Here is a 25819-nt window from a genome sequence, read left to right on the forward strand (position 1 = left end):
GAGGGCATGTGCTTAGAGGAATAGGATTTTTATTGATAGCAATTGGATATGCAGGTAATTATAAGAAATACTTAGAAAGTTATAAAAAAGACAAGAGCAAAGAAAACTTATTCGAAGTGATTGGAATCAGTTTAATTATTGTAGGGTGTTTTCTTCTAGGAATTGCTAATATATTTGGATAGGATAATTATTGGTAAATAGTAGTTTGTATTTAATTAAATAGGGTATTAATAAAACAGAGATTGATAGGAAAAAAGAAAGGATAATTATGAGAAAAGATATTAATAGAGAATGGGACTTTGAACTATATTTTAAACCTGATTGTCCATTTTGTTTAAAAGTGTTGAATTACTTTAGGGATAATGATATTATTAAATATCCTTCCTATAATATAGAAGATCAAACTTCTGGCTATGAAAATCAAGATAAATTGATTGAAGCTGGTGGCAAAGTACAAGTGCCATGCATGGTTATTGATGGAAAAGCAATGTATGAATCTGATGATATCATTGCTTACGCTAAGGAAAACTTTTTGGAAAAAGCACAAGAAAATAAGAAGAATAGAAAATAAAAGTAATTTAAAGATAATTTTAAGATTAAAAGGAGTGGTAGATAATATTACCACTCCTTTATATATTACTTGAATCTTAACTATGAAATATATTTACAACAACTATCCTTCTAATATTTCTATAGCACATTTTACTCCATCAAGTGCAGATGAAACTATCCCACCAGCGTAGCCGGCACCTTCACCAATTGGCCTTAGGTTTTTATATTTTGTTGAGTAATTTTCTCTTTCTATTCTAACTGGAGACGAAGTTCTGGTTTCAACACCAGTAAGTATTGCATCAGGATTTAAAAAGCCCTTCAATTTTTTATCAAATACTTTGATTGACTCTTTGATTGCATCATTTATAAATTCTGGGTAAATCTCGTTTAAATTAGCCAATGTATATCCAGTTTGATTGCTAGGTTTAACTTTCCCGATACTTTCGCTAGGTTTGTTTTCGTAAAAATCTCCAAGTCTTTGGACAGGTGCTTTGTTATTTGATCCACCGAGTTTAAAAGCTTTCTTCTCGATATTTCTCTGAAACTCTATTCCTGCCAGATTTCCTTCTCCTATGATATTACTATTTACAGTACATACTATAGCAGCATTTGCATTTGTATTTGACCTATCATGGTAGCTCATTCCATTTACACAGAGTTCTTCTTTTTCACTAGAGCCATTTACGACATAACCACCAGGACACATACAAAAACTATAAACAGAAAACCCTTTTTCTTTATTCGTGTAATTTAATTGGTAGCTTGCCTGTGGTAGTCGAAAGTCTCTTATATTGTATTGGCTAAAGTTAATGTAATCTTGTAGGTGCTCTATTCTAAAACCAACTGCAAATGGTTTTTGGATTATTTTAATATATTTATCTAGCATAATAAAGGTATCCCTAGATGAATTTCCTAAAGCTAAGATGTATTCATCTGCTTGGTAAGTAGATTTGTCAGTAATAAGACCATTGACTTTTTCATTTGCAATGTCTATGTCTATGAATTTTTCATTAAAATGAAATTTTCCTCCCAGGCTTTCGATTGATTTTCTTATGTTAATTATAACTTTTCTTAGGATATCTGTACCAACGTGAGGGAGATGATCATATAAAATATCTTCTGGAGCTCCATTTTCAACCAAAATTTTAAATATTTCTCTATAACGCTTGTCTTTTGATCTTGAAGTTAGCTTTCCGTCAGAAAAAGTACCAGCACCTCCTTCTCCGAATTGGATGTTAGATCTTTTATTAAAATTATTATATTCTATAAAATCTTCTATAGTTTTTAACCTATCTTCTATTTTTTGACCCTGCTCTATTATATCTACCTTTACATTTGCCTTGGCAAGGCTTATAGCAGCAAATAAACCAGCAGGGCCAGCTCCAACTATTACTGCAGATTTAACCTTGTTCTTATTTTCTAAAGTTAGGTTTTCCTCTTTATATTCTGATACATTATGTTTAAGCTTTTTGATTGTTTTAGGATTTAGCTCTGTATCAATTAACACTTGATATACATAATAGACACCCTTTCTAGCATCTATTGATTTTTTATATATTTCAAAAGAGTCTATTTTCTTTTGTATTGTTTTTTCTATTTCTTTTTTAAGTTCACTTTCATTAGCGTCATAAGGCACTTTTATATTTCTAAGAAGTAACATATTTCCTCCGTTTCTTATATTATTTTACCAGAAGATTACCGTATTAAGAAAAATAATGATTTTGGGTATAATTACCTTATAGGATAATGGAGTTAGGAGATATGGTATGTGGTTGATTTTATCAATATTATCAGCATTTTTTGCGGCAGTCACATCAATTCTTGCAAAAATTGGAATTGAAAATGTAAATTCAAATTTAGCTACAGCAATTAGAACTTTGGTTGTGGTTATTATGAGCTGGCTTATAGTATTTACTACAAATGCTCAAACAGGAATACACGATATATCTAATAAATCATGGTTGTATTTAATTCTGTCGGGACTTGCAACTGGACTGTCTTGGTTATGTTATTATGCAGCAATTAAATCTGGGCAAGTATCTAAGGTTGTAGCTGTTGATAAGGCGAGTGTTATATTGACATTTATAATGGCTTTTATTTTTCTTGGGGAAAAGTTTACACAAAAATCAATTATAGGAGCTATACTTATTGGAATCGGAACATTTATTATGGTTATTTAGAATTAAATTTAATAAATTAAACAATATTTTAAAGCAAGTATTAAAATTTCTATAAAGGAGAAAAAATGAATAACAAAGACCTAAATGCAAGACAAGCTATAGAAAGAATTAAAAAGGTATATAAAAATATGGAAAAAGTTCTGGACTCTCTTCCTGATGCATTTCCAAAAAGTATGAAAAATCAAATAAAAGAGCTTGTTTTTGATGATGAAGATCTAAGCAAGCTAATGAGTGAGCTAGACCATCATAGACCACCTAAGATATTTTTGATAGGAAGAACTGGTGTAGGGAAAAGCTCACTGATAAACGCCATTAGTGGTAAATATCTCGCACCTGTAAATGATGTTTATTCCAATACACAATATGCCAACAAATACGATTATGTAGATGATGGAAAAGTCTTGATGGAAATCTTAGATACTAGGGGAATTGCCGAATCAATTGCTATAGACAACAAAATTTCTGCCGAAGATATGATTAAAAAAGAAGTTAATACATTTCTACCTGATGTTTGCATCTTTATGCTAAACGCGAGCCATAGAGATGATATAAACTCTGATGTTGATTTCTTAAGAGAAATAAGCGAAGATTATAGAAAAAATAATGGAGTTGAATTACCTATTATTACTGTAATTAACAAGGTTGATGAACTTGCACCTTCAAGATTTAAAGACCCAAAAGAATACCCAATTAGTAAAAATAATAATATAGATGAAGTTATAAAATATTATGGACAAATTATTATGGAAGGTGGGCTTGAGGTAAACGAAATATTACCAGCTTCTTCTCTAATTGAATGGCAGATAGATGGGGAGTTTATAGATACACTTGCTATAAATGATTTACCACCGGCAGAACTAGAAGAATTAGAGATTGGATTTGATGGTAGATATGGAATAGAGAAACTCCTAGATGCTTTAGAAAACTCAATATCAGATTACGACGCTTTAATTGGATTAAAGATAGCTTGTAGGATGGAAAATATTTTAATAAACTTAACCGATAAACTTATTAAGATATTTGCAGGCTTTGCCGGAACTATCGCATTAACCCCAATCCCTGTTGCAGATGTATATCCTCTAATCGCTATACAAATACTTCTAGTTAGTTTGATAGCAGGACTTGGCGGTAGAGATGTATCTGCAAAAAGCGCAAGAGAATTTCTAGTATCCATAGGTGCTGTAGGAGTTACCGGTAATATTTTTAGATTTACTGCTCAACAAATATTGAAGTTTGTTCCTGGAGCTGGAAGTGCTATCAGTGCATCAATAGCAGCATTCGGAACTAAAACAATAGGAGATGCTGCTAAAAAATATTATATTGAAGGAATAGATATAAAGAAAGTAAGCAAGGATTATAAAAAGAAAATAAAGGAAGAAAAGAAGAAAAGTTAGGCTCATCGCCTAATTTTTTTGTATATAAAATTAATTTGACTAATTGATATCAAAGAAATATAATCATTAAATGTGTAAAAAATTTGTAAAGGAGGTTAGCAATGGCTAACAAAAACAAATCTAATGACAACTCGTCAAAAGGTTTTCTTGCAGGTGTAGAAAGAGTGGGTAACGCCCTACCGCATCCTGCTATGATATTTGTAATTATGATTGCAATTCTTGCAGTTATATCAGCCCTAGCAGCAAAGTCTAACGTTACAGTTAACTATTACGATGCTAAGGCAGAAGAAAATGTAGAGCTTGCAGCAATAAGTTTATTAAACGCTGATGGTATCAGATATATGGTAAACTCTGTTGTTGAAAACTTCACAAGTTTTGCACCTTTGGGTACTGTACTTGTAGCAATGCTCGGTGTAGGAGTTGCAGAATATGCAGGATTCTTTGATACAGGACTTAAAAAGTTATTATCTAATGTTCCATCTGTATTATTGACAGCCGCAGTTGTTTTTGCCGGAATTATATCAAATATTGCATCAGATGCAGGCTATGTTGTTGTAGTTCCACTTGGAGCAATGATTTTTGCATCAGCTGGTAAACATCCAATTGCAGGACTTGCAGCAGCATTTGCAGGTGTATCTGGTGGATTTTCTGCAAACCTAATATTTGGACCTACAGACGCATTACTTGCTGGTATTACTAACGAGGCTTTGAGAGCGTCTAAAATATCTGAAACTGTAGATGTAACAGGCAACTGGTATTTCTTGATAGTATCTACATTTATATTGACAATAGTAGGTACATTAGTGACAGAAAAAATAGTAATTCCAAACCTTGGTGAATACAAGGGATCTTATGTTCATGATGATAAGCCAATTACAGATCTTGAGAAAAAAGCTTTAAGAAACTCTCTAATCGCAATTCTTATTTTTGTAGTTATTCTTATTTTAGCTATGGCACCACAAAATGCTATCTTAAAAGAAGCTGACAAGAGTGGGGATGTCAATATCCAACACTTCCTAGGAAACGGTTTAATATTTGCAATTTTGCTATTATTTTTAATCCCAGGTGTTGTTTATGGAAAAACTGTAGGAAAGATCAATTCATCAAATGATTTAGTAGAAGCAATGAGCCAAGCTATGAAATCAATGTCAGGTTTCTTAGTGTTAGCATTTTTCGCAGCACAATTTGTATCTTTCTTTGCTTATACAAATCTTGGAACAGTACTTTCAGTAAAGGGAGCAGAATTCTTAGAAGCAATAGGATTAACAGGAATACCACTAATTATTCTATTTATAATTCTATCTGCATTCATAAACTTGTTTATAGGTTCGGCATCTGCAAAATGGGCTATAATGGCACCAATATTTGTACCAATGTTCTTTAAAATGGGACTAAGCCCAGAGTTAACTCAAATGGCTTATAGAATCGCAGATTCATCAACAAATATTATTTCGCCACTAATGAACTATTTTGCTATGATTGTAATTTTCATGCAAAAATATGATAAAGACAGAGGATTGGGTACTTTAATTTCTACAATGTTACCTTATTCAATGGCCTTCTTATTACTTTGGTCAGTATTGTTAATAATTTGGATGGCTTTCGGAATACCACTTGGCCCTGGTGCACCACTTACTGTATAACAATTAAATAAGATTTAAATTAAGTGATAGCATTGAGGATAATTAGTGCTATCTCTTTTTTTATAATTTAATACAAATTAAAGTAAACATGTTATAATGATTAATATATTATAAAAGAATTTTAAAACTTACATAAATTTATTTTAGAAAGAAAGAGACATAAGAATGGAGTATTTTTTTAGACATACGCCAGACCCTAAAACTAATATAAGTATGGGCATGGTGTGGATATTTTTGATTATATATTTGTTATTTTCTTATAAATTTAGATATAGCAAAAAACTCTTAGAATTTCAATTTGTTTTTATAATATTAGTAGAATTATCTTTGATTTACTGGTATTACAAAGGAAAAGTTATATTTTTAAAAGAGGGATTGCCACTATACCATTGTAGAGTAGCTGCATTTATGATGCCCATAGCTTACTTTACTAAAAAATATAAGTTGGCTAGTTATTTTTCCTATATGGCAATTATCGGACCATTAGTAGCTTACTCAATACCAGATCCATCAAAATTCATGTGGCCACATATTACAAATGTAACTTATGTTTGTGCACATACCATGCTTATTGCAAGCGGGCTTATGTTTATAACAAATAATAGGGAAGATCTTGACCTTAAATATATAATAAAAGTTACTTTAGGAATCAATTTAATAATTTACTTAGCAAATTATATTTTTGATGCAAACTATGGATATTTGAGAAACTTACCAGAATCCCTTGGAATTGATATTCCTAGCATAGTTTTATTATTAGCTATCAGTTTGCTGTTAGTATTAGGCATTTATGCTTTAAATGGCATAGCAAGAAAAATTTTAAGGAATAAATTGAAATGTTAAATATATGAACAAGATAATATATCAAGTTTCCTATATATTAAAAAGTGGTGTTGGCCAATAGATGTACTTATTAGCCAACACCACTTTTATTTTAATATAAATTTCATCGTAACTGGATTATGATCACTATTTTTAAATCCTAAATCTTCTACCTTAACGCCTTACACTTCAATGTTTTTACTTACTATGAATCCATCTATAATACATTCGTAAGAATCATTAGGATTATAGGGAGTATTGTTAAGTCTTGATGAATTGACATTATCGCCATATACAAGTTTAAAATCTTTTGTGACTATATCATGTGGGAAATCACTAGGATTCCAATATTCACTAATCCTTTCTGCCTTATAATTTTCTCTCAACTCCTGATTAAAATCTCCTCCAACTACAACATAGTTACCCATGTCATATTCGTTTTGAATAAAATCAAATATCTGTTTAATCTGGGCAATTCTACCGTTGTTGCCATTTTCATAGGCGTCTAGGTGCACATTTACTAATGCTAATTTTTTATCAGTGCCTTCAATATCTAAATAGCTTACGCCAAATCCTCTTTTTAGGTTTGCAAGCCTTGTAGGAAATTTGTGAGGAATTGGTTGTTGATATCTAAATGCTTCTGATATCTTAAATTTAGTTTGAGTAAGAATACCAGAATTCATTTTTCCCATTGGTGGTATTGGATATGGAACATACTTAACCTTATAGTTATAAGCGAAGATAGAATTACCTAATAAATTTTCTCTGAACATCTCTACTTCGTTGATGTTATATGTTCTCTTTGAATCTTCATCTATTTCTTGGATTAGATTAAAATCTGCATTTATATCTTTTATACTTTGAAGTATTCCATCAAGGGCATTTTCTACATGTTCTTTACTTATAGGCAGAACCATCTTTCCACCATCCATAAAAAAGTCAGTATCTTTATCTAACCCTCCGTAGCCAATATTCCATGTCATTATTTTGTATTCATTGTTTATACTTAGTATATTCTGAGAATTTCCATCAATATTTAGTTCTTCCTTATCATTTGGTTTATACTCAGTTACCCACAAATAAGATAGTAGAAGAATAAACAAAATAATAATTAGATACAATATATATTTTAATATTCTCTTTGCCATAGATCCTCCTTGTATAGGTTTAAGTCTATCACTAATATAAGTTAAAGTAAATAATATATATATTTAGTTTATTTTGTTGAATAATCTATGATACAATTAATGTTGTTAATGAGTAAAGACTATAATAAGCAAATAATAATTATATGACAGGAATAAGATTTATGAAATTTGTATATGATTATGAAAAAAATGGAGAACTAGGAAAAATACAATCTGTAGTTCTAATGAGCAAATCCCCTAGAAGGAGGGAGTTACTTAGTTTTTTAAATCCTATATTATCTTCTATCGAGATAGATGAAAGAGCTATAGAAGATAGATATATGGATTTATATAAGAATGATGATTTTCTAATTAGAGCTGGCAAAACTTGTTGTGAAATAGCAAAGGAAAAATCAAGTATTTCTAATTTAGAACCTAATACTTTGTATATTTCATCTGACACAATGGTTATAATAGACGATAAAATATATGGAAAACCCAAGGATTTGGATCAAGCGAAAGCTATGTTTATGTCTTATTTTTCGAAATCTCATCATGTTATTACGTCTGTTTGCCTTAGATCTACAAGCTATATAGATGTGTTTTTTACTGTTGCTGAAGTTAGGTTCACTGACTACTATAATAGTTTAGATGAAGTTATAGATAATTATATAAATGAGAAAAATGTTATGGATAAGGCTGGAGCTTATGGGATACAAGATCTTGATCCAAGATTAGTATCTTATATTTGTGGTGATGTCAATACAATAATAGGACTTCCTGTGGCTGAATTATCAAAAAGAATTGGAGATAAAATTTGATTAAGTATATATTATGGGATATAGATGGAACGCTACTTAATTTTTCTATGGCAGAAGCTAATGCTATGAGAGCATGCTTTGCCGAATATAATTTAGGAGAATTAAGTGATGATAGGTTGAAAGTGTATAAAAATATTAACGATAAATATTGGAAGAGACTTGAAAGAGGTGAGATTTCAAGGATTGAAGTACTTGAAGGAAGGTTTAAAGAGTTTTTCTCACAATATGGATACAATACTGATGTTGTAAGTGATTTTAATATATCTTATCAGGAAAATTTAGGTAAAACCTATGTATTTAATGATAATGCATATGAAACTGTGATGAAACTTAATGGAAAGTACAACCAATATGCAGCAACAAATGGATCGATTATTGCTCAGAAAGGAAAATTAAAAGGTGCCGGTCTTGATGGGGTTTTAAAAGATGTTTTCATATCTGAATTAATTGGTTATGAAAAGCCTAGCGAAAAGTTCTTTTCTTATATTTTTGATAGCATAGGTTCATTTAAAAGAGAAGAATATGTTATTATAGGAGATTCTTTAACTTCAGATATAGCTGGAGGAAATAGAGCAGGTATCAAGACGATTTGGTTTAATCCTGATGGTTTATCTAATCCTAATAATGTCGGTTATGATTATGAAATTAAAAATTTGAGTGAAGTTCTTAATATATTGTAGGCTTATATGGACGAAATAATTATTAAACAGAAACTATTAGATAATTTTTTAAAATATGTTAGTATACCAAGCCAGTCAAATGAGAGTAATAAAAAAATACCTTCAAGTGAGGGCCAGCTTACTTTAGCAAAAATACTATATGATGATTTATATTCATTAGGTATAGAAGATGTAAGCTTAAATGATTATGGAGTAGTTCAAGCTTATATTTCTTCAAACATTGGCACAAAAGAAAAATATCCCTCTATAGGTTGGGTTTGCCATTTAGATACTGTAGATGTAGGTTTATCAGAAATTGTTAATCCTAGAATAGTAAAAAATTATGATGGTGGAGATATTATCTTAAATAAAGAAAAAGATATAAAGGTAACCCCTATAGAAGATGAAAATGTATTGGCCTATGTAGGAGATGATATTGTTGTAACTGATGGAAATTCTGTTTTAGGTGCAGATAATAAAGCAGCTATAGCAAATGTCATGACAGCTGTAAGTTATATTGTAGAAAATCAACATTTAAGACATGGAGATATATACTTAGCTTTTGTACCAGATGAGGAAATCGGTCTAAGAGGTGTTAGAAAAATAGATTTTTCAAAGTTTGATGTTGATTTTGCCTATACCATAGATTGTTGTAAATTAGGTGAACTGGTTTATGAAACATTTAACGCTGCTAGTGGGAAGTTAAAAATAAAGGGTGTAAGCGCTCATCCCATGAACTCAAAAAATAATCTAGTTAATCCAATAATGATAGCTCATGATTTTATAGCTATGCTTGATAGATCAAAAATGCCTGAGAATACAGAGGGAAGAGAAGGATATATCTGGGTTACGGATATTCATTCAAATGTTTTAGATTTAAGCTTAAATTTTAATATAAGAGATCATAATAGAGATAATTTTGAGAAAAGCAAAAAATACTTAATGAATATAGTAGAATATCTTAGAAAAAAATACGAAAAAGCTAAGATAGAAATTGAAATTGAAGATGTTTATAGAAATATATGTGATTGTATAGATGATGAAAATGTTTTAGCAATAGAAAAATTAAAAGATGCTTACACTTTGCTAGGAATTGAGCCTGAAATAATACCAATGAGAGGTGGAACTGATGGGTCTTATCTTTCAACGAGAAATATTTTAACGCCAAATTATTTTACTGGAGCGCTCAATTTTCATTCCAATAAAGAGTATTTGCCAATAAATTCTTTTTACAAATCATTTTTAGTTACATTAGAACTTATGATAATAAAAGATTGATACTATGAATAAAATTCCTATAATGGTATGATATATAAGTAATTTATTTTTAGGAGGAAATATGGATTTAAGTGAGCCTTGTCCGAGGCGAAAATTAAAAAAATGAGCTGATTGAGGTTTCATTAATGCCTCAATTGGTAAAATATGGAGGTATTAATGACTGAAAGAAATTATAATGTTGATCAACTCAACAAAATCCAAGAAACCATAAATAAAATGGATCCAGTTGATATTGCTGATAAATTAGAAATTTTACCTGAAAAGGATGTCGCAATCTGGATAAAACTATTAAACAAAGATCTCCTTGCAGATTCATTTACAGAATTAAGAGCTGAAAATAAAGCTAGAATAGTAAATATTCTATCTGAAGAGAGCATCAAAGATCTGGTTAGAGATTTGGACGAAGATGAACTCGTAGATACCTTGCAAGAGCTACCAGCTAATATAACTAAAAAACTTATGGATACGCATATTGACGACAATAGAAGAAAAGTTGTAAATGAACTTTTAGGGTATCCTCAAGAATCTGTTGGATCTATCATGACGGTTAACTTCCTGTCTGTAAAAGAGACTGATAGTCCAAAGTCTGCACTAGATAAAATTATGGCTTCTCAATTAGACGCAGAAAAGCTTGAACAAATATGGCTAACAGATCAATCACTTGTATTGATTGGTTTTGTTTATATAGCAGATATAATAAGAAATCAAAATGAAAGTCTCAAGGAATTAGCTAAAAGTATAACAGCTACAGTAACTCCTTATGAAGATCAAGAGGTTGTTGCCAAGCTTTCTTATAGATATGATCTAGGTGAAGTACCAGTTGTTGATTCGGAAAATAGACTTATAGGAATAGTACCAGCTGAAGATGTAATAGACGTTGTTCATGATGAGTTACAAGAAGATATGTCTAATATTACAGGTATTTCAGATCAATCAGAATCATATTTAGAAGAATCTAGTTTTAAAATAGCAAAAACTAGAACAACTTGGCTAATAATTTGTCTACTAACAGCTACAATGACAGGTTTCATTATCCATAGATATGAGAGTTTATTAGCATCAGCTGTGGCACTGACAGCTTATATACCAATGCTGATGGATTCAGGTGGAAACGCAGGAAGCCAAGCGTCTACAACAGTGATAACTTCACTATACAGCGGAGAGTTATCAGTTAAGGATTTTTTCAAAGTTGTAGCTAAAGAAGCAAGTATTGGATTAATAACAGGCATAATATTAGTAATAATTAACTTCATTAGACTAATGATTGTCGACCAAGCCAAAATCAGAGTTAATTTAACAGTTTCAATTACCCTAATTTTAACTATAATTTTCTCAAAAGTGATGGGAGGTATTTTGCCACTAATTGCGGATAAACTTGACGTTGATCCAACAGTAATGGCTGGACCACTTATAACAACAGTTGTCGATACACTTGTACTTTTGATTTACTTTGAAGTAGCTTCACTATTATTAGGAATATAAGATAAAGATCATGATTATTCATGGTCTTTTTAAATTGAAATTTTGAGATTTATATCTAAAATTGCTGGTATAATTAATCATAGAGGTTGTTATGAAAAAAGGAATGGTAGAATTAAAGGACAAAACTAATATTTTCTATGAAGAGCTAGGTAGTGGAGAAAATCTATTTCTTCTTCATGGAAATGGCGGTGATAGTTCATACTTTGAATACAATATTAGCGAATTATCCAATCATTTTCATTTGTATTTAATAGATTTCAGAGATCATGGAAATAGTGGAAATACAAGAGATAAACTGACATTTGATCTAATGGCAGATGATTTATTTGAAGTATTTACTAAATTAAAAATTAAAAAAGCTCATGTACTTGGGTTTTCTGACGGTGCAAATTTGGCCTTGGTTTTTACTTTAAAGTATCCTGATTGTGTTGATAAGGTGATTTTGAATGCACCAAATATAAGGTTTGATGGGACTAAATTATTAAGTAAAGCTATTAGCTTATTTGAAAATATCTTTTGGAATATTCTTCCTTTCTTTAAAAGGAATAAGAGAGTAGCAGCTTTATTGCTAAAAGATTTAAAGATTGATAGAGAAGATCTAAGAAGTATTGATAAAAAGGTACTTATAATAGTTGGTTCTAGAGATTTGATTCGCGTTGATCATGTAAAAAATATTGCAATGAACATAAGTGATTCACGACTAATAGTAGTAAAAAAGGAAAATCATAAGCTTGCGAGATTTAGACCGGAATTATTTAATAAAATGGTAATTGAATTTTTGAAGGAGGAATAGGTGAATTTATTTGTAAATAGAAATAAGATAAGAACATTTTTGCTCTTAATACTATTAGTTCTAGTCACTTTCATAATTGGAGAATCGACTAATGATAAAAAAGTTAATTTATTACTCTTGCTTGTAGCACTTTTAGTCTTTTGTGGAATTATATATCTATCACGTGACTTGCTAAGAGAAATAAAAGAAAAATATGGTGAATTTTCTTTAAAAACTAGTAAAGAATTTCTACAAAAATTAAGTAGCGTGATTTTGTTTATATATGGTTGCTATTTGACACTTTCAATTATTTCATTTAATTATTTTGAAAATATTGAAAGTTACTCACAAAATATGGAAATTAAAAGCATGATTATTGTATCCATTGATTTAATCTTAGGATTTGTCTTTATACTCTTATCAAAACTATTGTTTGATAAACAGAAGAAAGCAATCAAATTGCTCACTCCCGTAGGTGTATTTTCGTTGTTTTATCTAATAATAACTGGTGAGAGATTCACCTCAGTTCTACCTTTACTTTTGGTAATTTTGCTATCAAATTATACTAAAGAGATTTTAGATAAAGAAAGATTTATATATAGTTGGGAAGAGATTAGTATAGATCTTATTATTACTTTAGTCATTGGATTTTTCTATATTGTAAATATCAATAACAATGAATACAGCGGGGGAATTAAGATCTATCGATGGATGTATTTGATAGTGACATTAGTGGTGCTACTTGTAGTTGCAAAAGTCATTCTATCATATATGAAACGCGGTGGAATCCTAGATAATGACACAGACTTAAACGAATTAAACACACTAATAGAAAAATTTGGGAGTAGTCAGTCTCTTGCTTCTGGTCTTGCATTTTTAGGAGATAAGTATTTATATTTTTATAAGGACAAAAACAAGGAAAAAACTGTAGCTTTTCAATACGGTATCATCAACAACAAGGTGGTAGTAATGGGAGAGCCTTTTGGAAAAGATCAAGATATAGCTGATGCTCTTTATGATTTTAATAATACTTGTACTAAATCGGGATTAAATCCAATATTTTACGAAGTGGGAGAAAAATTCACCCTGAATCTTCATGACTATGGATACGATTTTATGAAATTTGGTGAAAATGCTTTAGTCGATTTGGAGGCTTTTTCGCTTGCTGGAAGGAAAAAATCCACTGAGAGAAACATATTAAATAGATTTACTAAAGATGGCTATCAATTTAAGGTGGTTAGCCCTCCTTATTTGGATGAATTCTTAGATGATTTAGAACGAATTTCAAACTCTTGGCTTGATGGAAGAGATGAGAAGGGTTTTTCACTTGGATTTTTCGATAAAACTTATCTTGGAAAATCTGACATAGCACTAGTTATAGATAAAGATGGGATGATAACGGCATTTGCGAATATTATTCCTGATAAAAATAGGGAAGTATTATCTATTGATTTGATGCGATATGATTTAGCTAAAAATGTAAATTCCATGATGGACTATCTATTTTTGAATTTATATATTTATGGAAAAGATAAAGGCTATAAATATTTTAATTTAGGTATGGCGCCGCTTGCTAATGTTGGAATAAATAAGTCAGCTTACTTATCGGAGAGAATGGCATATATTGTGTACAAGCATGCTAATAGCATATATTCTTTTAAGGGACTTAGAAATTATAAACAAAAGTACGCTACAATATGGGATCCAAAATATATAGTATATGCAAAGGGAAATTGGCTATTATATGCACTAATTGCCTTAGGGCTTATAGACAAAAGAAATTCAAAAAGAGATTAAAAAATTTTACCATTTATTTTCTAGAAGTATAATATATTATATACTAGTAAAAGACTAGGATATAGTGAAAGGAGACCTTTATGAAAGATAGTAAGGTAATTTTAATAGGTGATGGAGCAGTAGGCTCATCATTTGCATACGCAAGTACCATTCTAGGAATAGGAAGGGAACTTGGTATTATAGATATAAATGAAAATAAGGCGGAGGGTGATGCTATGGATTTATCTGATGCCATAAGTTTTACAAAACCTAAGTCTATATATAAAGCAAGTTATGCTGATTGCAAAGATGCAGAAGTAGTTGTAATAACAGCTGGTATTCCTCAAAAAGAGGGAGAGACTAGGTTAGATTTAGTTGAAAAAAATCTAAATATATTTAAAGATATGATAAAAAGTGTAGTTGACTCTGGATTTGATGGAATATTTGTAGTGGCAAGTAATCCAGTAGATGTACTAACTTATGCAACTTGGAAATATTCTGGATTCCCTGCAAATAAAGTTATAGGAACAGGTACAACACTAGATTCATCAAGATTTAAAAAAGAAATAGCTTCACTTATTGGGATAGATCCAAGAAGCGTTGATGCATATATTTTAGGAGAACATGGCGATAGTGAATTTGCAGTTTGGTCTCATACAAATATCGGCGGACTTCCAATATATGAGTGGATAAGCTCTAATAGTGAAGTAGATGAGATTGCGCTACTTAATACTTTTGAGAAAACAAAAAACGCAGCATATGAAATAATTAAGAAAAAGGGTGCTACTTTTTATGGAATAGGGATGGCACTTGCAAGAATAGTTGAGGCTATTATAAATGACGAGAATGCAGTATTCTCAACTTCTTCTTATCTAAATGGGGAATATGGATTGAAAGATATATATATTGGCGTGCCAACTGTAATAGGAAAAGATGGTGCAAAGTGGGTAATTGAAATTCCATTAACTGATATAGAAAATGAAAGAATGGAAAGTTCTGCTAAGACATTAAAACAAATATTAGAAAAATCATTTTCATAGGATTAAAAGAGCATTAATTAATGCTCTTTTTTCTTGGAATTAATCATTTACCAAGGTAAACAAATACATTTATAAAACGTTATCATACTTAGTTTATTGCAGTTAATAATCAAAACAAATACTAGTGAAATAGTAATATATAGATATTGAAATATGAAATATTATCAAAAAAAATATATTGACATGAAAACGTATATCTGATATTATTTAAGTGATCAATAGATCAATTTCATTCAGGAGGAAGAAATGAAAAAATTAGGTTTATTGCCAAGGCTAATTATAGCCATCATTGTAGGTATTTTAATTGGTTTATTTGGACCAGCAATTATTGTTAGAATACTTATTACCTTCAATGGTTTATTTGGTAACTTCCTAAACTTTGTTATTCCATTAATAATTATGGGCTTTGTAATTCCGGGAATAGCAGACTTAGGAAACGATGCTGGAAAGACACTAGCTATTACTGCAGGTATCGCTTACTTATCAACAGTAATATTTGGTACTGCTACATATTTCACAGGAAGTTTTGTATTGCCAAACTTTATTACAAAGGGTGCTATAAACTTCAACCCAGATGCTAATACTGGTAGAGTTCTAGAACCATTCTTTGAATCACCAATGGATCCTATTTTTAGTGTAACAACTGCACTAATTATGTCTTTCATACTTGGTGTTGGTATTGCAGTTTGTAATGCAGATGTACTCAAAAAAGCTGTTCATGAGTTTTCTGACATAATTACAAGATTGATATCTTCTATAGTAATACCACTACTTCCAATTCATATCGCTGGTATTTTCGCTAATATGGCATACCAAGGAACAGTTGCAACAGTATTGAAAGTTTTCTCAAAAGTTTTCATAATGGTATTGATACTTCACTGGCTAACAATACTAATTCAATACACAGTAGCAAGTTCTATGTCTGGTGGTAGTCCATTTAAGAAAATCAAAACAATATTCCCAGCTTATATGACAGCTGTAGGAACACAATCATCAGCAGCTACTATTCCAGTAACATTGAGACAAACCTATAAGATGGGTGTAAATAAAGGTATAGCAGATTTTGTTATTCCGTTATGTGCAACAATCCACTTATCTGGATCAACAATTACACTTACATCATGTGCAATGTCAATATTGATGCTTCAAGGAGGAGATGTAACTCTCCATCATATATTCCCATTCATACTTATGCTTGGTGTGACTATGGTTGCAGCACCAGGTGTTCCAGGTGGAGCGGTTATGGCAGCTTTAGGTATCTTGCAATCTATGTTAGGATTTACAGAACCAATGACAGCTCTAATCATTGCTCTTTACGTAGCACAAGATTCATTTGGAACTGCTTGTAATATTACTGGTGATGCTGCAATAGCTTGTATCGTAAATAAAATAAGTGGTTTTAAATTAGACCCACAAGCAAATGAAGCTTATATTGAAGAATTAGTTAAATAAAAGTTAACAAAGTTAAAATAGGACTCTTATGAGTTCTATTTTTCCGCTTATTACATATACTTAAAAAGGAGAACTTATGACAATTACAAGAAAAAAGAAAACTATGGACGGTAATACGGCAGCAGCTCACGTATCTTATGCATTTTCAGATGTTGCTGCAATTTATCCAATAACACCTTCTTCACCAATGCCAGAGTTTATAGATAAATGGGCAGCTCAAGGAAGAAAGAATTTATTTGGAAATGAAGTTTCAGTTACAGAAATGCAACATGAGGCTGGAGCAGCAGGAGCAGTCCACGGATCTCTAGCAGCAGGAGCACTAACATCTACATACACAGCAAGCCAAGGCTTTTTACTTATGATTCCTGACATGTTCAAAATGGCGGGAGAAAGACTTCCAGCAGTGTTCCACGTCGCAGCTCGTTCATTATCAACATGTTCTATCAATATGTATGGTGATCACCAAGATGTTATGGCAGGTAGACAAACAGGATTTGCAATGCTTGCATCAGGATCAGTTCAAGAAATTATGGATTTAAGTCCTGTTGCTCACCTTGCAGCTATTAAAGCGAGAATCCCTTTTGTGAATTTCTTCGATGGTTTTAGAACAAGTCACGAAATACAAAAAATAGAAGTTTGGGATTATGACCAATTTGAAGATCTAGTAGACTATGAAGCAATTGATGCTTTTAAAAACGATTCACTATCTCCTCATAGACCAACAATGAGAGGTGTATTTGAAAAGGGTGGATATTTCCAAAGAACTGAAGCTCAAAACGAAGCTTATGCATCACTACCAGGTGTTGTTGAAGATTACATGAATAAAATTAATGAAAAAATCGGTACCGATTATTCATTATTTAACTACGTAGGCGATCCTGAAGCTACAGATATTATTGTTGCTATGGGTTCTGGTACAGATACAATTAACCAAACTGTTGATAAATTAAACGAAGAGGGCAAAAAAGTTGGTTTAGTTAAAGTTCATTTATATAGACCATTTTCTGCTGAACATTTACTAAATGTAATTCCAAAAACAGTTGAAAGAATAGCCGTACTTGATAGAACAAAAGAAAAAGGATCAATAGGTGAACCACTATACTTAGATGTTGTTGAAGTTTTAGCTAAATCAGACAGAAATCCTCTAATAATCGGTGGTAGATACGGTCTTGGACAAAAAGATACTAACCCATCACATTTCAAAGCAGTATTTGATAACTTAGCAAGTGAAAACCCTAAAAATCATTTTACAGTAGGTATAGATGATGATGTTATGCACACTTCAATAGAAGTAGATAAATCATTTGTTATAGATGATGGTAAAACAAGCAGATGCGTATTCTGGGGAAATGGTGGTGACGGTACAGTTGGTGCTAACAAAAACGCCATCAAGATTATAGGCGATAATACTGACCTATTTGCTCAAGGATATTTTGACTATGACGCTAAGAAGAGTAACGGTTTAACTCTTTCTCACTTACGTTTCTCACCAAATCCAATCCATGCTGCTTATTTAATAGATGAGGCTGACTTTGTATCTTGCTCACCTCAAGCTTATGTAAGACAATATGATTTAACTAAAAATCTAAAAGATGGTGGTATATTCTTACTTAACACAATTTGGAATATGGAAGAGTTAGAAGAACATATACCAGATAAAATGAAAAGCGATATAGCAAATAGAAACATCAAATTCTATACTGTAAATGCTTCAAAAATCGCTCAAGAAGTAGGATTAGGCCACAGAACAAACATGGTAATCCAAACTGCCTTCTTTATGCTATCAAAAGTTTTACCAATAGACGATGCTATAGAATATCTTAAAGATTCTATCCAATCTTCATATGGAATGAAGGGTCAAGATATTGTTGATATGAACAACAAAGCTGTAGATAGAACTAGAGAAGAATTAGTGGAAATAGAAGTTCCGGAAGCATGGAAAAATCTTAAACCTGAAGCTATAGAAGATATATCAGATGAACCTGACTTTATTAGAAACATGGTTAAACCTATAATTAACCTTCACGAAGATGATCTTCCAGTATCAGCTTATCTTCCATACGATGATGGACAATATATGCCAGGTACAAGCCAATACGAAAAGAGAGGTATTGCATTATTTGTTCCAGAATGGAAAATTGAAAATTGTATTCAATGTAATCAATGTTCATTCGTATGTCCTCACGCTACTATTAGACCATTCCTATTAGATGAAGAAGCTAAGAAAAATGCACCAGAAGGATTCGAAACTAAAAAAGCAATTGGTAAAGGACTAGAAAACTACGAATTTAGAATTCAAGTATCACCATATGATTGTATGGGATGCGGAAATTGTGTAGATGTTTGTCCAGCTCCAACTAAAGCTCTTGAAATGAAACCTATTGACGAACAAATAGAAAAACAAGCAGATAATTGGACTTACGCTCACAATGAGGTTGGCTATAAAGATGATGAGATTGAAGCTAACAATGTTAAGAACTCACAATTCTCAAGACCACTATTAGAATTCTCAGGAGCATGTGCAGGTTGTGGTGAAACTCCATATGCTAAATTAATTACACAACTTTATGGTGACCACCAAATGATATCAAATGCAACAGGTTGTTCATCAATCTGGGGATCATCAGTTCCATCAATGCCATATTGTACAAATAAAAACGGTGAGGGTCCTGCATGGGCATCATCATTATTTGAAGATGCTGCTGAGTATGGATACGGAATGCTACTTGCAGATAAGGCTAACAAACTTGCTTTAGAGAACTTGATGAAGAGATTTATAAACCTTCACATTTCATCACCATTAAACGATGCATTTAATGAATGGTTAGAAAATAACGATAAGTTTGAAGAAAGCAAAAAAGCTGCTATTAAGATAATTTCTCTATTAGCAAATAAAACTAATGACGAAGAAGCTGATAAGATAATTGGAAGAGTTAAAGCTCTTAAAGATTATCTAGTTAAGAAGAGCCAATGGATATTCGGTGGCGACGGATGGGCTTACGATATAGGATTTTCTGGCGTAGACCACGTTTTAGCTAGTGGTGAAGATATAAACGTAATTGTATTTGATACTGAAGTTTATTCAAACACTGGTGGACAAAGTTCAAAAGCTACACCACTTGCAGCAGTTGCTAAGTTTGCGGCATCTGGTAAGAAAGTAAGGAAAAAAGACCTTGGATTGATGATGACAACTTACGGATATGTTTATGTTGCACAAGTTGCTATGGGAGCAAACCAAGCTCAAACATTAAAAGCTATAAAAGAAGCTGAAAGTTATCCAGGACCATCATTGATTATTGCTTACGCACCATGTATTAACCACGGCATAAAAGCAGGTATGGGTAAGACTCAAAGAAGAGAAAAAGAAGCAGTAGCTAGTGGATATTGGCACTTATGGAGATTCAATCCATTGCTAAGTCTTGAAGGAAAGAATCCATTTGTACTAGACTCAAAAGATCCAGAAGAATCTTTCCAAGAATTCTTGCAAGGAGAAGTTCGTTATGCTTCACTTAAGAAAGCATTCCCAGAATCAGCAGATCAATTATATGCTGAAGCTGAAGAAGCAGCAAGAGAAAGACTAGAATCATATAAGAGAATGGCTAACAATAATTAAGGAGTAAATCATGACAGCAAATTTAGATATGATAAAAGAAGCTAGAGAAATTCTAGATGGAAATATAGAAAAAACACCAATTTATACAGCATCAAGAATGGGCGAAAACCTATATATCAAGATGGAAAACTTGCAAAAAACAGGATCATTTAAACTAAGAGGAGCATTTAACAAAATTGCCCACTTAGATGATGAACAAAAAGCAAAGGGTGTAATATCATGTTCTGCGGGTAACCATGCTCAAGGTGTAGCATTATCTGCAACTAAACAAGGTATCAAATCTTATATTTGTATCCCATCAATTGCTCCTTTATCAAAAATAGAAGCGACTAGAGGTTACGGTGGAGAAGTAATCATAGTTGATGGTACATTTGATGATGCTCAAGCTAAAGCTTATGAATTACAAAAAGAAAGAGACTTAACATATGTAGCACCATTTGATGATGAGTATGTGTTATGCGGTCAAGGAACAATTGGTCTTGAGATCCTTGAACAATTGCCAGATGTTAAATATATTGTAGTTCCTATAGGTGGAGGTGGATTAATTGCAGGAATTGCGCTTGCAGTTAAATCAGTTAAACCAGATGTTAAAATTATTGGTGTAGAACCAGAAAATGCAGCATCAATGTTAGCTTCAAGAAAAGCAGGCAAAATAGTAACTTTAGACTCTGCAAATACAATGGCTGACGGTATTGCAGTTAAAAAACCAGGTGAAATCACATTCGACTTAGTAGAAAAATATGTTGATGAAATAGTAACAGTTTCTGAAGATGAAATAACAAATGCTATCTTAAGACTATTAGAAGAAAGTAAAGTAAGTGCAGAAGGAGCAGGAGCTTCATCTGTAGCTGCAGTACTATCAGAAAAATATGACTTCTCAGATGGAAAAGTTTGCGCAGTACTAAGTGGTGGTAATATTAATGTAAATACAATATCTCAAATAATAAATCAAGGTCTATTTAAAACCGGTAGACTATGTGAAATCACAACTACTATTTCAGATAAGCCAGGTGAATTAATTAGACTTCTTCAAATTATCAAGGACGAAGGTGCCAATATTATGGATATTGACCAATTCAAATCATCTGAAACAGTTGGTTTTGATCATGCAGTTGTAAGAATTATTGCAGAAACTTACAATAAAGAACATAGAAATAAGATTTATAGAATATTAGCTGAAAATGGCTATGAAGAAAGTCATGCTAGAAGAGCTGAATAATATATACAATATAAGGAACTACCGTTTTGGTAGTTTCTTTTTTGTGCGTAGATTTATAAGTATGGAATTTTAAAATTTTGGTATATTCTTTGATGTGGTAAAATAATATTAATTAGATATATTATAAGGAGGATTTATGACAGACTATATTATTAGTTCTGAATCTATAATTGATTTACCAATTGATTTTGTAGAAAAACTAGACGTAAATATAATCAACTCAAACTATATGATTGATGATAAGATATACTTAGATGACTTTGGAAAAAGTTTGGACATGGAAACTTTTTATGAAAATATGGAAAATGGTGCAGCACCAACAACATCTGCTATAAACACCGGAGAATATGTTGAATATTTTAGAGAGATATTGAAAACGGAAAAAGATATAATCCATGTTTGCTTATCCTCAGGTATTTCTGGTCAATATAATTTCTTACTTCAAGCTATTGATATCCTAAAAGAGGAATTTCCTGAAAGAAAAATATATCCAGTTGACTCAAGAATGGCATCATCTGGAGTTGGACTTTTGGTTATAAAATTACTTGAATTAAAAGAATCAGGTATGGATATAGAAAGCCTATATAATTGGGCTATGCAAAATAGACTTAAAGTTATCAACTGTACAAGCAACGAAAACCTAGAATATGTTGCTAGAGGTGGAAGAATATCTAAAACTGCAGCAGATATCGGTACTCTATTAAAAATATGTCCTATAATTGAAGTAAACAATGATGGTGAGATGATTGTTACTACTAAAATTAGGACTAGAAAAAAACTTTTCAAAAAAATGATGGAAATGATGAAAGAAAACGCAATCGATGGTACAGATTACGATGATTACATCATTATTACCCACGCTAAAAATCTCGAGTTTGCTCAAGATTTCGAAGAAGAAATAAAAAAAGACTTTCCAAAAGCAAAGGTAATGATTGCAAACAACGGGCCAACTATTGGCTCTCATATAGGGCCTGGTACTATAACTTTATTTTATTGGGGAAATAAAAGGTTCGGTTAAGATTAACTAATTTATAATATTTATGTAAAAAGGAGAAAATAAATGAAATTAATATGTTATAGCAGATGTACAACATGCAAGGGTGTTGAGAAAATGCTTGATGAAAAGAATATTTCTTATCAACTTAGAGATATAAAAGAGGAAAATCCAAGTAGAGATGAATTGAAATCATGGCATGAAAAAAGTGACTATGATATCAAAAAATTCTTTAATACCTCAGGAAAAATATATAGAGAAAATAATCTAAAAGATAAATTAAAAGAAATGTCCTTGGATGCAAAGTACGATCTTTTAGCCACTGATGGAATGCTTGTAAAAAGACCAATAATGTTTACAGATGATGGAGAAATATTAGTTGGTCCTGACGTTAAAAAATACATCGAGAGGCTATAAAATGTCTTTTGAGTTAAAGGGACTGGGTAAACTTGATGATAAAGGAAGAATGGATGAATTAATTAACTATGTAAAAATTCAAGCAGAAGATGAAGACGATCCAATTGCTCTTATGAGTAATATATCTTCCTTTATAATGGCAATAATTAGCGACCTAAATTGGTCTGGGTTTTATATAGTAGGCGATGATAATCTAAAACTAGGACCCTTTCAAGGGCTGCCAGCATGTACACGTTTAAATTTTGATAGTGGCGTATGTGCAAAGGCATACAGAGATAAGAAAATTACAAATATCGAAGATGTAAGTAAGTTCGACGGTCACGTAGTTTGTGATAATAATTCAGCCTCAGAGCTTGTGGTTCCTATATTTAATGACGGAGAGGTAGTTGCTGTAATAGATATGGATTCGCCATCAGTTGGTAGATTTACTGAAATTGAAGAAAATGGCTTTGAAGAAATTTCAAATATACTTAAAGATAAAATAAATGTTTAAGATAAATTATAAGTTAGTTCTAAAAGGAGCAAAATGAGATTAAGACACAAACCAAATGCAATACCAGAAATGAAAGAAAATTCCTTCATATATTTTGATGGAGATGTAAACAAGGGTAAATGGAGAGAGAGTTTTGGAAATAATAACCCAATCCACTTAGAAATAGGTGCTGGAATGGGGGATTTTATAATTCAAAAAGCCATTGAGAACCCTGATATAAACTACATAGCTTTAGAAATGAACACTAATGCTTTTGTAGTTTGTAGTAGAAAAATACTAGATAAAGAACTCACAAATATTCGAGGGATCATAGCAAATGCTGAAAATATTGAAGATATATTTGCAAAAGATGAAATAGATAAGATTTATCTAAATTTTTCAACTCCTTGGCCTAAAAAACGTCACAACAAAAGAAGGCTATCCCACCAAAGATTTTTAGATAGATATGTAAATATTATAAAAGATAATGCAGAAATAGAGCTTAAAACTGATAATGAAGATTTCTTTGATGCAAGTATTGATTATTTTACAGAGTATGGAATGGAAATTAATGAAGTTGATAGAAATCTCGATATTAAAAATTCTGTGGTAACAGAATATGAGAATAAATTTAGAAATAAAAATATGCCTATATATTTTGTTAGAGCAACTTTTAAAGAAGGAGATAATTAATGAAAAAGATTGGAAAAACAATTATAGGATTTATACTCTTAGTTGTTCTTATATTTTCTAGCTACTTTTTTGGAATGAAGGCTGGATTTTTCAAAAATGAGCCTACTATTAATTCAGAAATTATCAAAAATCAAATAATTGAAGCGAAAGAGCTTACTACTTTAAAATATAAGTATACAAATGTTGGTTCTTTCGAAAATACAGAAGAGTTTTACGGATTTAAGATTCCATTTACCTCTAAAAAGTTCATAGTTTCTTATGATGGGGAAGTTAATGCTGGCGTAAATCTTGAAAATATTGATGTTAAGGTAGACGATGTAAATAAAATTATAAATGTAACTTTACCTGAAGCAGAGATATTAAGTCACCAAATTGATGAAGACTCACTTACTATATTTGATGAGAAAAATTCTATATTCAATCAATTGGAAATAAAAGATTTTTCTGATTTCAGAAAAAATGAGATAAAAAAAGTCGAACAAGATTTATTAGACAAAGGGTTTTTAGATGAGGCAAACGAACGTAGTAAAGTAGCAGTGGAAGAAATTTTAAGTATAAATCCAAAAGTCAAAGAAGAATACACAGTAAAAATTAAGTAAAATAAGCTAGTTGATTGACCTAAACCCAAGTTTTATATTTAAGGATTTAGGTCAATATAGCTTATTTTTTATTTAAAAAATAAACTTACTATAGGATACAAGATAACTTGATGGATCAAATATATAGGCATAGAATACCTGCCGATTTTGGCGAGCGAACTATCTGTTCCATATTTATTGTAAAAGCTTTTCTCATGTAGTAAATTTCCTAAGCTTATACCAGAAAAATAGGCAAATATCCAAGGAATTATAGGAAAATAATCTGCTGATACAAACTTATCAGATGGAAAACCTAGTGGGAATATATTTTTTTCATATAGATGATTAAAAAAACTTACATCAATCAAACTATTTCTTGGAATATTATAAGTTAAAGCGAAAAAAATCAAAAATACAAAAATCATTTTCTTGGAGAAAATTTTATCATTCTTAATTATTCCTCCTATAATCATGGATAAACCCAATCCATTCATAACACCCCATACAATAAATTGATCTCTTGCAAAGATAAATGTCGCAATACTTATGAGTACTCCAATTATACTAGTCTTTATTCCTCTTTTAATATTTTTTTTAACTGGTAACAAAGTTGATGTTATACCCGAAATTATAAAAAAGGATAAGGCAATAGATAATTGCCACACCTTATTAAGAAGGGTGCCATTATACCAACTAATTTCCCTAAAAAAATTAATATTGTACATCAAATGAAAGAGAACCATGGATATAATTGTAAGTCCTCTTATTTTATCTAAATTATATATTCTTTTCATAAAAACCTCTTATATAATTATACCATTTTGACAAATGACAG

24 protein-coding genes are annotated in these 25819 nt (G+C 31.2%); 21 read left to right on the forward strand and 3 right to left on the reverse strand.

Features of this window, described 5'->3' with window-relative positions; translation table 11 throughout:
• Window positions 1-8: 8 nt before the first annotated feature.
• On the forward strand, window positions 9-182 hold the full coding sequence (locus tag E0D87_RS09125) for a hypothetical protein (protein WP_165442732.1): 174 nt from the start codon (window positions 9-11) through the stop codon (window positions 180-182).
• An 86-nt stretch (window positions 183-268) separates the two neighbouring features.
• Complete coding sequence (locus E0D87_RS06725; RefSeq protein WP_004834363.1) at window positions 269-571, forward strand: glutaredoxin family protein; 303 nt, start codon at window positions 269-271, stop codon at window positions 569-571.
• Between the two features lie 102 nt (window positions 572-673).
• On the opposite strand, the gene E0D87_RS06730 is transcribed toward E0D87_RS06725, so the two are convergent.
• Window positions 674-2212 carry an NAD(P)/FAD-dependent oxidoreductase gene (locus E0D87_RS06730; protein WP_130819857.1) on the reverse strand — a complete coding sequence of 513 codons (1539 nt, stop codon included), beginning with the start codon at window positions 2210-2212 and terminating at the stop codon, window positions 674-676.
• A 106-nt stretch (window positions 2213-2318) separates the two neighbouring features.
• Between E0D87_RS06730 and E0D87_RS06735 the strand changes: the two genes are divergently transcribed.
• From E0D87_RS06735 to E0D87_RS06750, 4 genes are all read left to right on the forward strand, one after another.
• Window positions 2319-2732 carry an EamA family transporter gene (locus E0D87_RS06735; RefSeq protein ID WP_130819858.1) on the forward strand — a complete coding sequence of 138 codons (414 nt, stop codon included), beginning with the start codon at window positions 2319-2321 and terminating at the stop codon, window positions 2730-2732.
• Window positions 2733-2797: 65 nt separating this feature from the next.
• Window positions 2798-4126 (forward strand): YcjF family protein, encoded by a 1329-nt coding sequence (locus tag E0D87_RS06740; RefSeq protein WP_130819859.1) that lies wholly within the window; start codon window positions 2798-2800, stop codon window positions 4124-4126.
• A gap of 101 nt (window positions 4127-4227) precedes the next feature.
• Window positions 4228-5769 carry an AbgT family transporter gene (locus tag E0D87_RS06745; RefSeq protein ID WP_130819860.1) on the forward strand — a complete coding sequence of 514 codons (1542 nt, stop codon included), beginning with the start codon at window positions 4228-4230 and terminating at the stop codon, window positions 5767-5769.
• Between the two features lie 219 nt (window positions 5770-5988).
• Window positions 5989-6612, forward strand: a complete 624-nt coding sequence (locus tag E0D87_RS06750; RefSeq protein WP_242618474.1) for a YwaF family protein — start codon at window positions 5989-5991, stop codon at window positions 6610-6612.
• Window positions 6613-6773: 161 nt separating this feature from the next.
• On the opposite strand, the gene E0D87_RS06755 is transcribed toward E0D87_RS06750, so the two are convergent.
• Entirely contained in the window at window positions 6774-7739 is a 966-nt protein-coding gene (locus tag E0D87_RS06755) for an endonuclease/exonuclease/phosphatase family protein (RefSeq protein WP_242618453.1), read from the reverse strand.
• 161 nt (window positions 7740-7900) lie between these two features.
• On the opposite strand from E0D87_RS06755, the gene E0D87_RS06760 reads away from it, so the two are divergent.
• From E0D87_RS06760 to E0D87_RS06830, 15 genes are all read left to right on the forward strand, one after another.
• Window positions 7901-8539 (forward strand): Maf family protein, encoded by a 639-nt coding sequence (locus E0D87_RS06760; RefSeq protein ID WP_130819862.1) that lies wholly within the window; start codon window positions 7901-7903, stop codon window positions 8537-8539.
• Window positions 8536-9219 (forward strand): YjjG family noncanonical pyrimidine nucleotidase, encoded by a 684-nt coding sequence (locus tag E0D87_RS06765; protein WP_130819863.1) that lies wholly within the window; start codon window positions 8536-8538, stop codon window positions 9217-9219. Before E0D87_RS06760 ends, E0D87_RS06765 begins: the two co-directional genes overlap by 4 nt.
• A gap of 6 nt (window positions 9220-9225) precedes the next feature.
• Entirely contained in the window at window positions 9226-10476 is a 1251-nt protein-coding gene (pepT, locus tag E0D87_RS06770; RefSeq protein WP_130819864.1) for a peptidase T, read from the forward strand.
• Between the two features lie 156 nt (window positions 10477-10632).
• On the forward strand, window positions 10633-11958 hold the full coding sequence (gene mgtE, locus E0D87_RS06775; RefSeq protein WP_130819865.1) for a magnesium transporter: 1326 nt from the start codon (window positions 10633-10635) through the stop codon (window positions 11956-11958).
• A 91-nt stretch (window positions 11959-12049) separates the two neighbouring features.
• Window positions 12050-12751, forward strand: coding sequence for an alpha/beta fold hydrolase (locus E0D87_RS06780; protein WP_130819866.1), 702 nt, complete (start codon window positions 12050-12052; stop codon window positions 12749-12751).
• Window positions 12752-14527, forward strand: coding sequence for a phosphatidylglycerol lysyltransferase domain-containing protein (locus E0D87_RS06785; protein ID WP_130819867.1), 1776 nt, complete (start codon window positions 12752-12754; stop codon window positions 14525-14527).
• An 80-nt stretch (window positions 14528-14607) separates the two neighbouring features.
• On the forward strand, window positions 14608-15546 hold the full coding sequence (locus E0D87_RS06790) for an L-lactate dehydrogenase (RefSeq protein ID WP_130819868.1): 939 nt from the start codon (window positions 14608-14610) through the stop codon (window positions 15544-15546).
• A 246-nt stretch (window positions 15547-15792) separates the two neighbouring features.
• Window positions 15793-16998, forward strand: a complete 1206-nt coding sequence (locus E0D87_RS06795; protein ID WP_130819869.1) for a dicarboxylate/amino acid:cation symporter — start codon at window positions 15793-15795, stop codon at window positions 16996-16998.
• 76 nt (window positions 16999-17074) lie between these two features.
• Window positions 17075-20611 (forward strand): pyruvate:ferredoxin (flavodoxin) oxidoreductase, encoded by a 3537-nt coding sequence (gene nifJ / locus E0D87_RS06800; protein ID WP_130819870.1) that lies wholly within the window; start codon window positions 17075-17077, stop codon window positions 20609-20611.
• A gap of 10 nt (window positions 20612-20621) precedes the next feature.
• Window positions 20622-21830: a threonine ammonia-lyase gene (gene ilvA, locus E0D87_RS06805; protein WP_130819871.1), complete on the forward strand. Its 1209-nt coding sequence runs from the start codon at window positions 20622-20624 to the stop codon at window positions 21828-21830.
• Between the two features lie 136 nt (window positions 21831-21966).
• A complete protein-coding gene (locus tag E0D87_RS06810; protein WP_130819872.1) occupies window positions 21967-22848 on the forward strand; it encodes a DegV family protein in 882 nt (293 codons plus the stop codon).
• A 42-nt stretch (window positions 22849-22890) separates the two neighbouring features.
• A complete protein-coding gene (locus E0D87_RS06815) occupies window positions 22891-23241 on the forward strand; it encodes a Spx/MgsR family RNA polymerase-binding regulatory protein (protein ID WP_130819873.1) in 351 nt (116 codons plus the stop codon).
• Window position 23242: 1 nt separating this feature from the next.
• On the forward strand, window positions 23243-23734 hold the full coding sequence (locus tag E0D87_RS06820) for a GAF domain-containing protein (protein ID WP_130819874.1): 492 nt from the start codon (window positions 23243-23245) through the stop codon (window positions 23732-23734).
• Between the two features lie 33 nt (window positions 23735-23767).
• A complete protein-coding gene (gene trmB / locus E0D87_RS06825) occupies window positions 23768-24406 on the forward strand; it encodes a tRNA (guanosine(46)-N7)-methyltransferase TrmB (RefSeq protein WP_130819875.1) in 639 nt (212 codons plus the stop codon).
• Window positions 24406-25005: a DUF4230 domain-containing protein gene (locus E0D87_RS06830; RefSeq protein WP_130819876.1), complete on the forward strand. Its 600-nt coding sequence runs from the start codon at window positions 24406-24408 to the stop codon at window positions 25003-25005. Before trmB ends, E0D87_RS06830 begins: the two co-directional genes overlap by 1 nt.
• 68 nt (window positions 25006-25073) lie before the next feature.
• On the opposite strand, the gene E0D87_RS06835 is transcribed toward E0D87_RS06830, so the two are convergent.
• Window positions 25074-25778: a heparan-alpha-glucosaminide N-acetyltransferase gene (locus E0D87_RS06835; RefSeq protein WP_130819877.1), complete on the reverse strand. Its 705-nt coding sequence runs from the start codon at window positions 25776-25778 to the stop codon at window positions 25074-25076.
• Between the last annotated feature and the right edge of the window lie 41 nt (window positions 25779-25819).

This window comes from Anaerococcus vaginimassiliensis (assembly GCF_900626155.1).
Taxonomy (GTDB): domain Bacteria; phylum Bacillota; class Clostridia; order Tissierellales; family Peptoniphilaceae; genus Anaerococcus; species Anaerococcus vaginimassiliensis.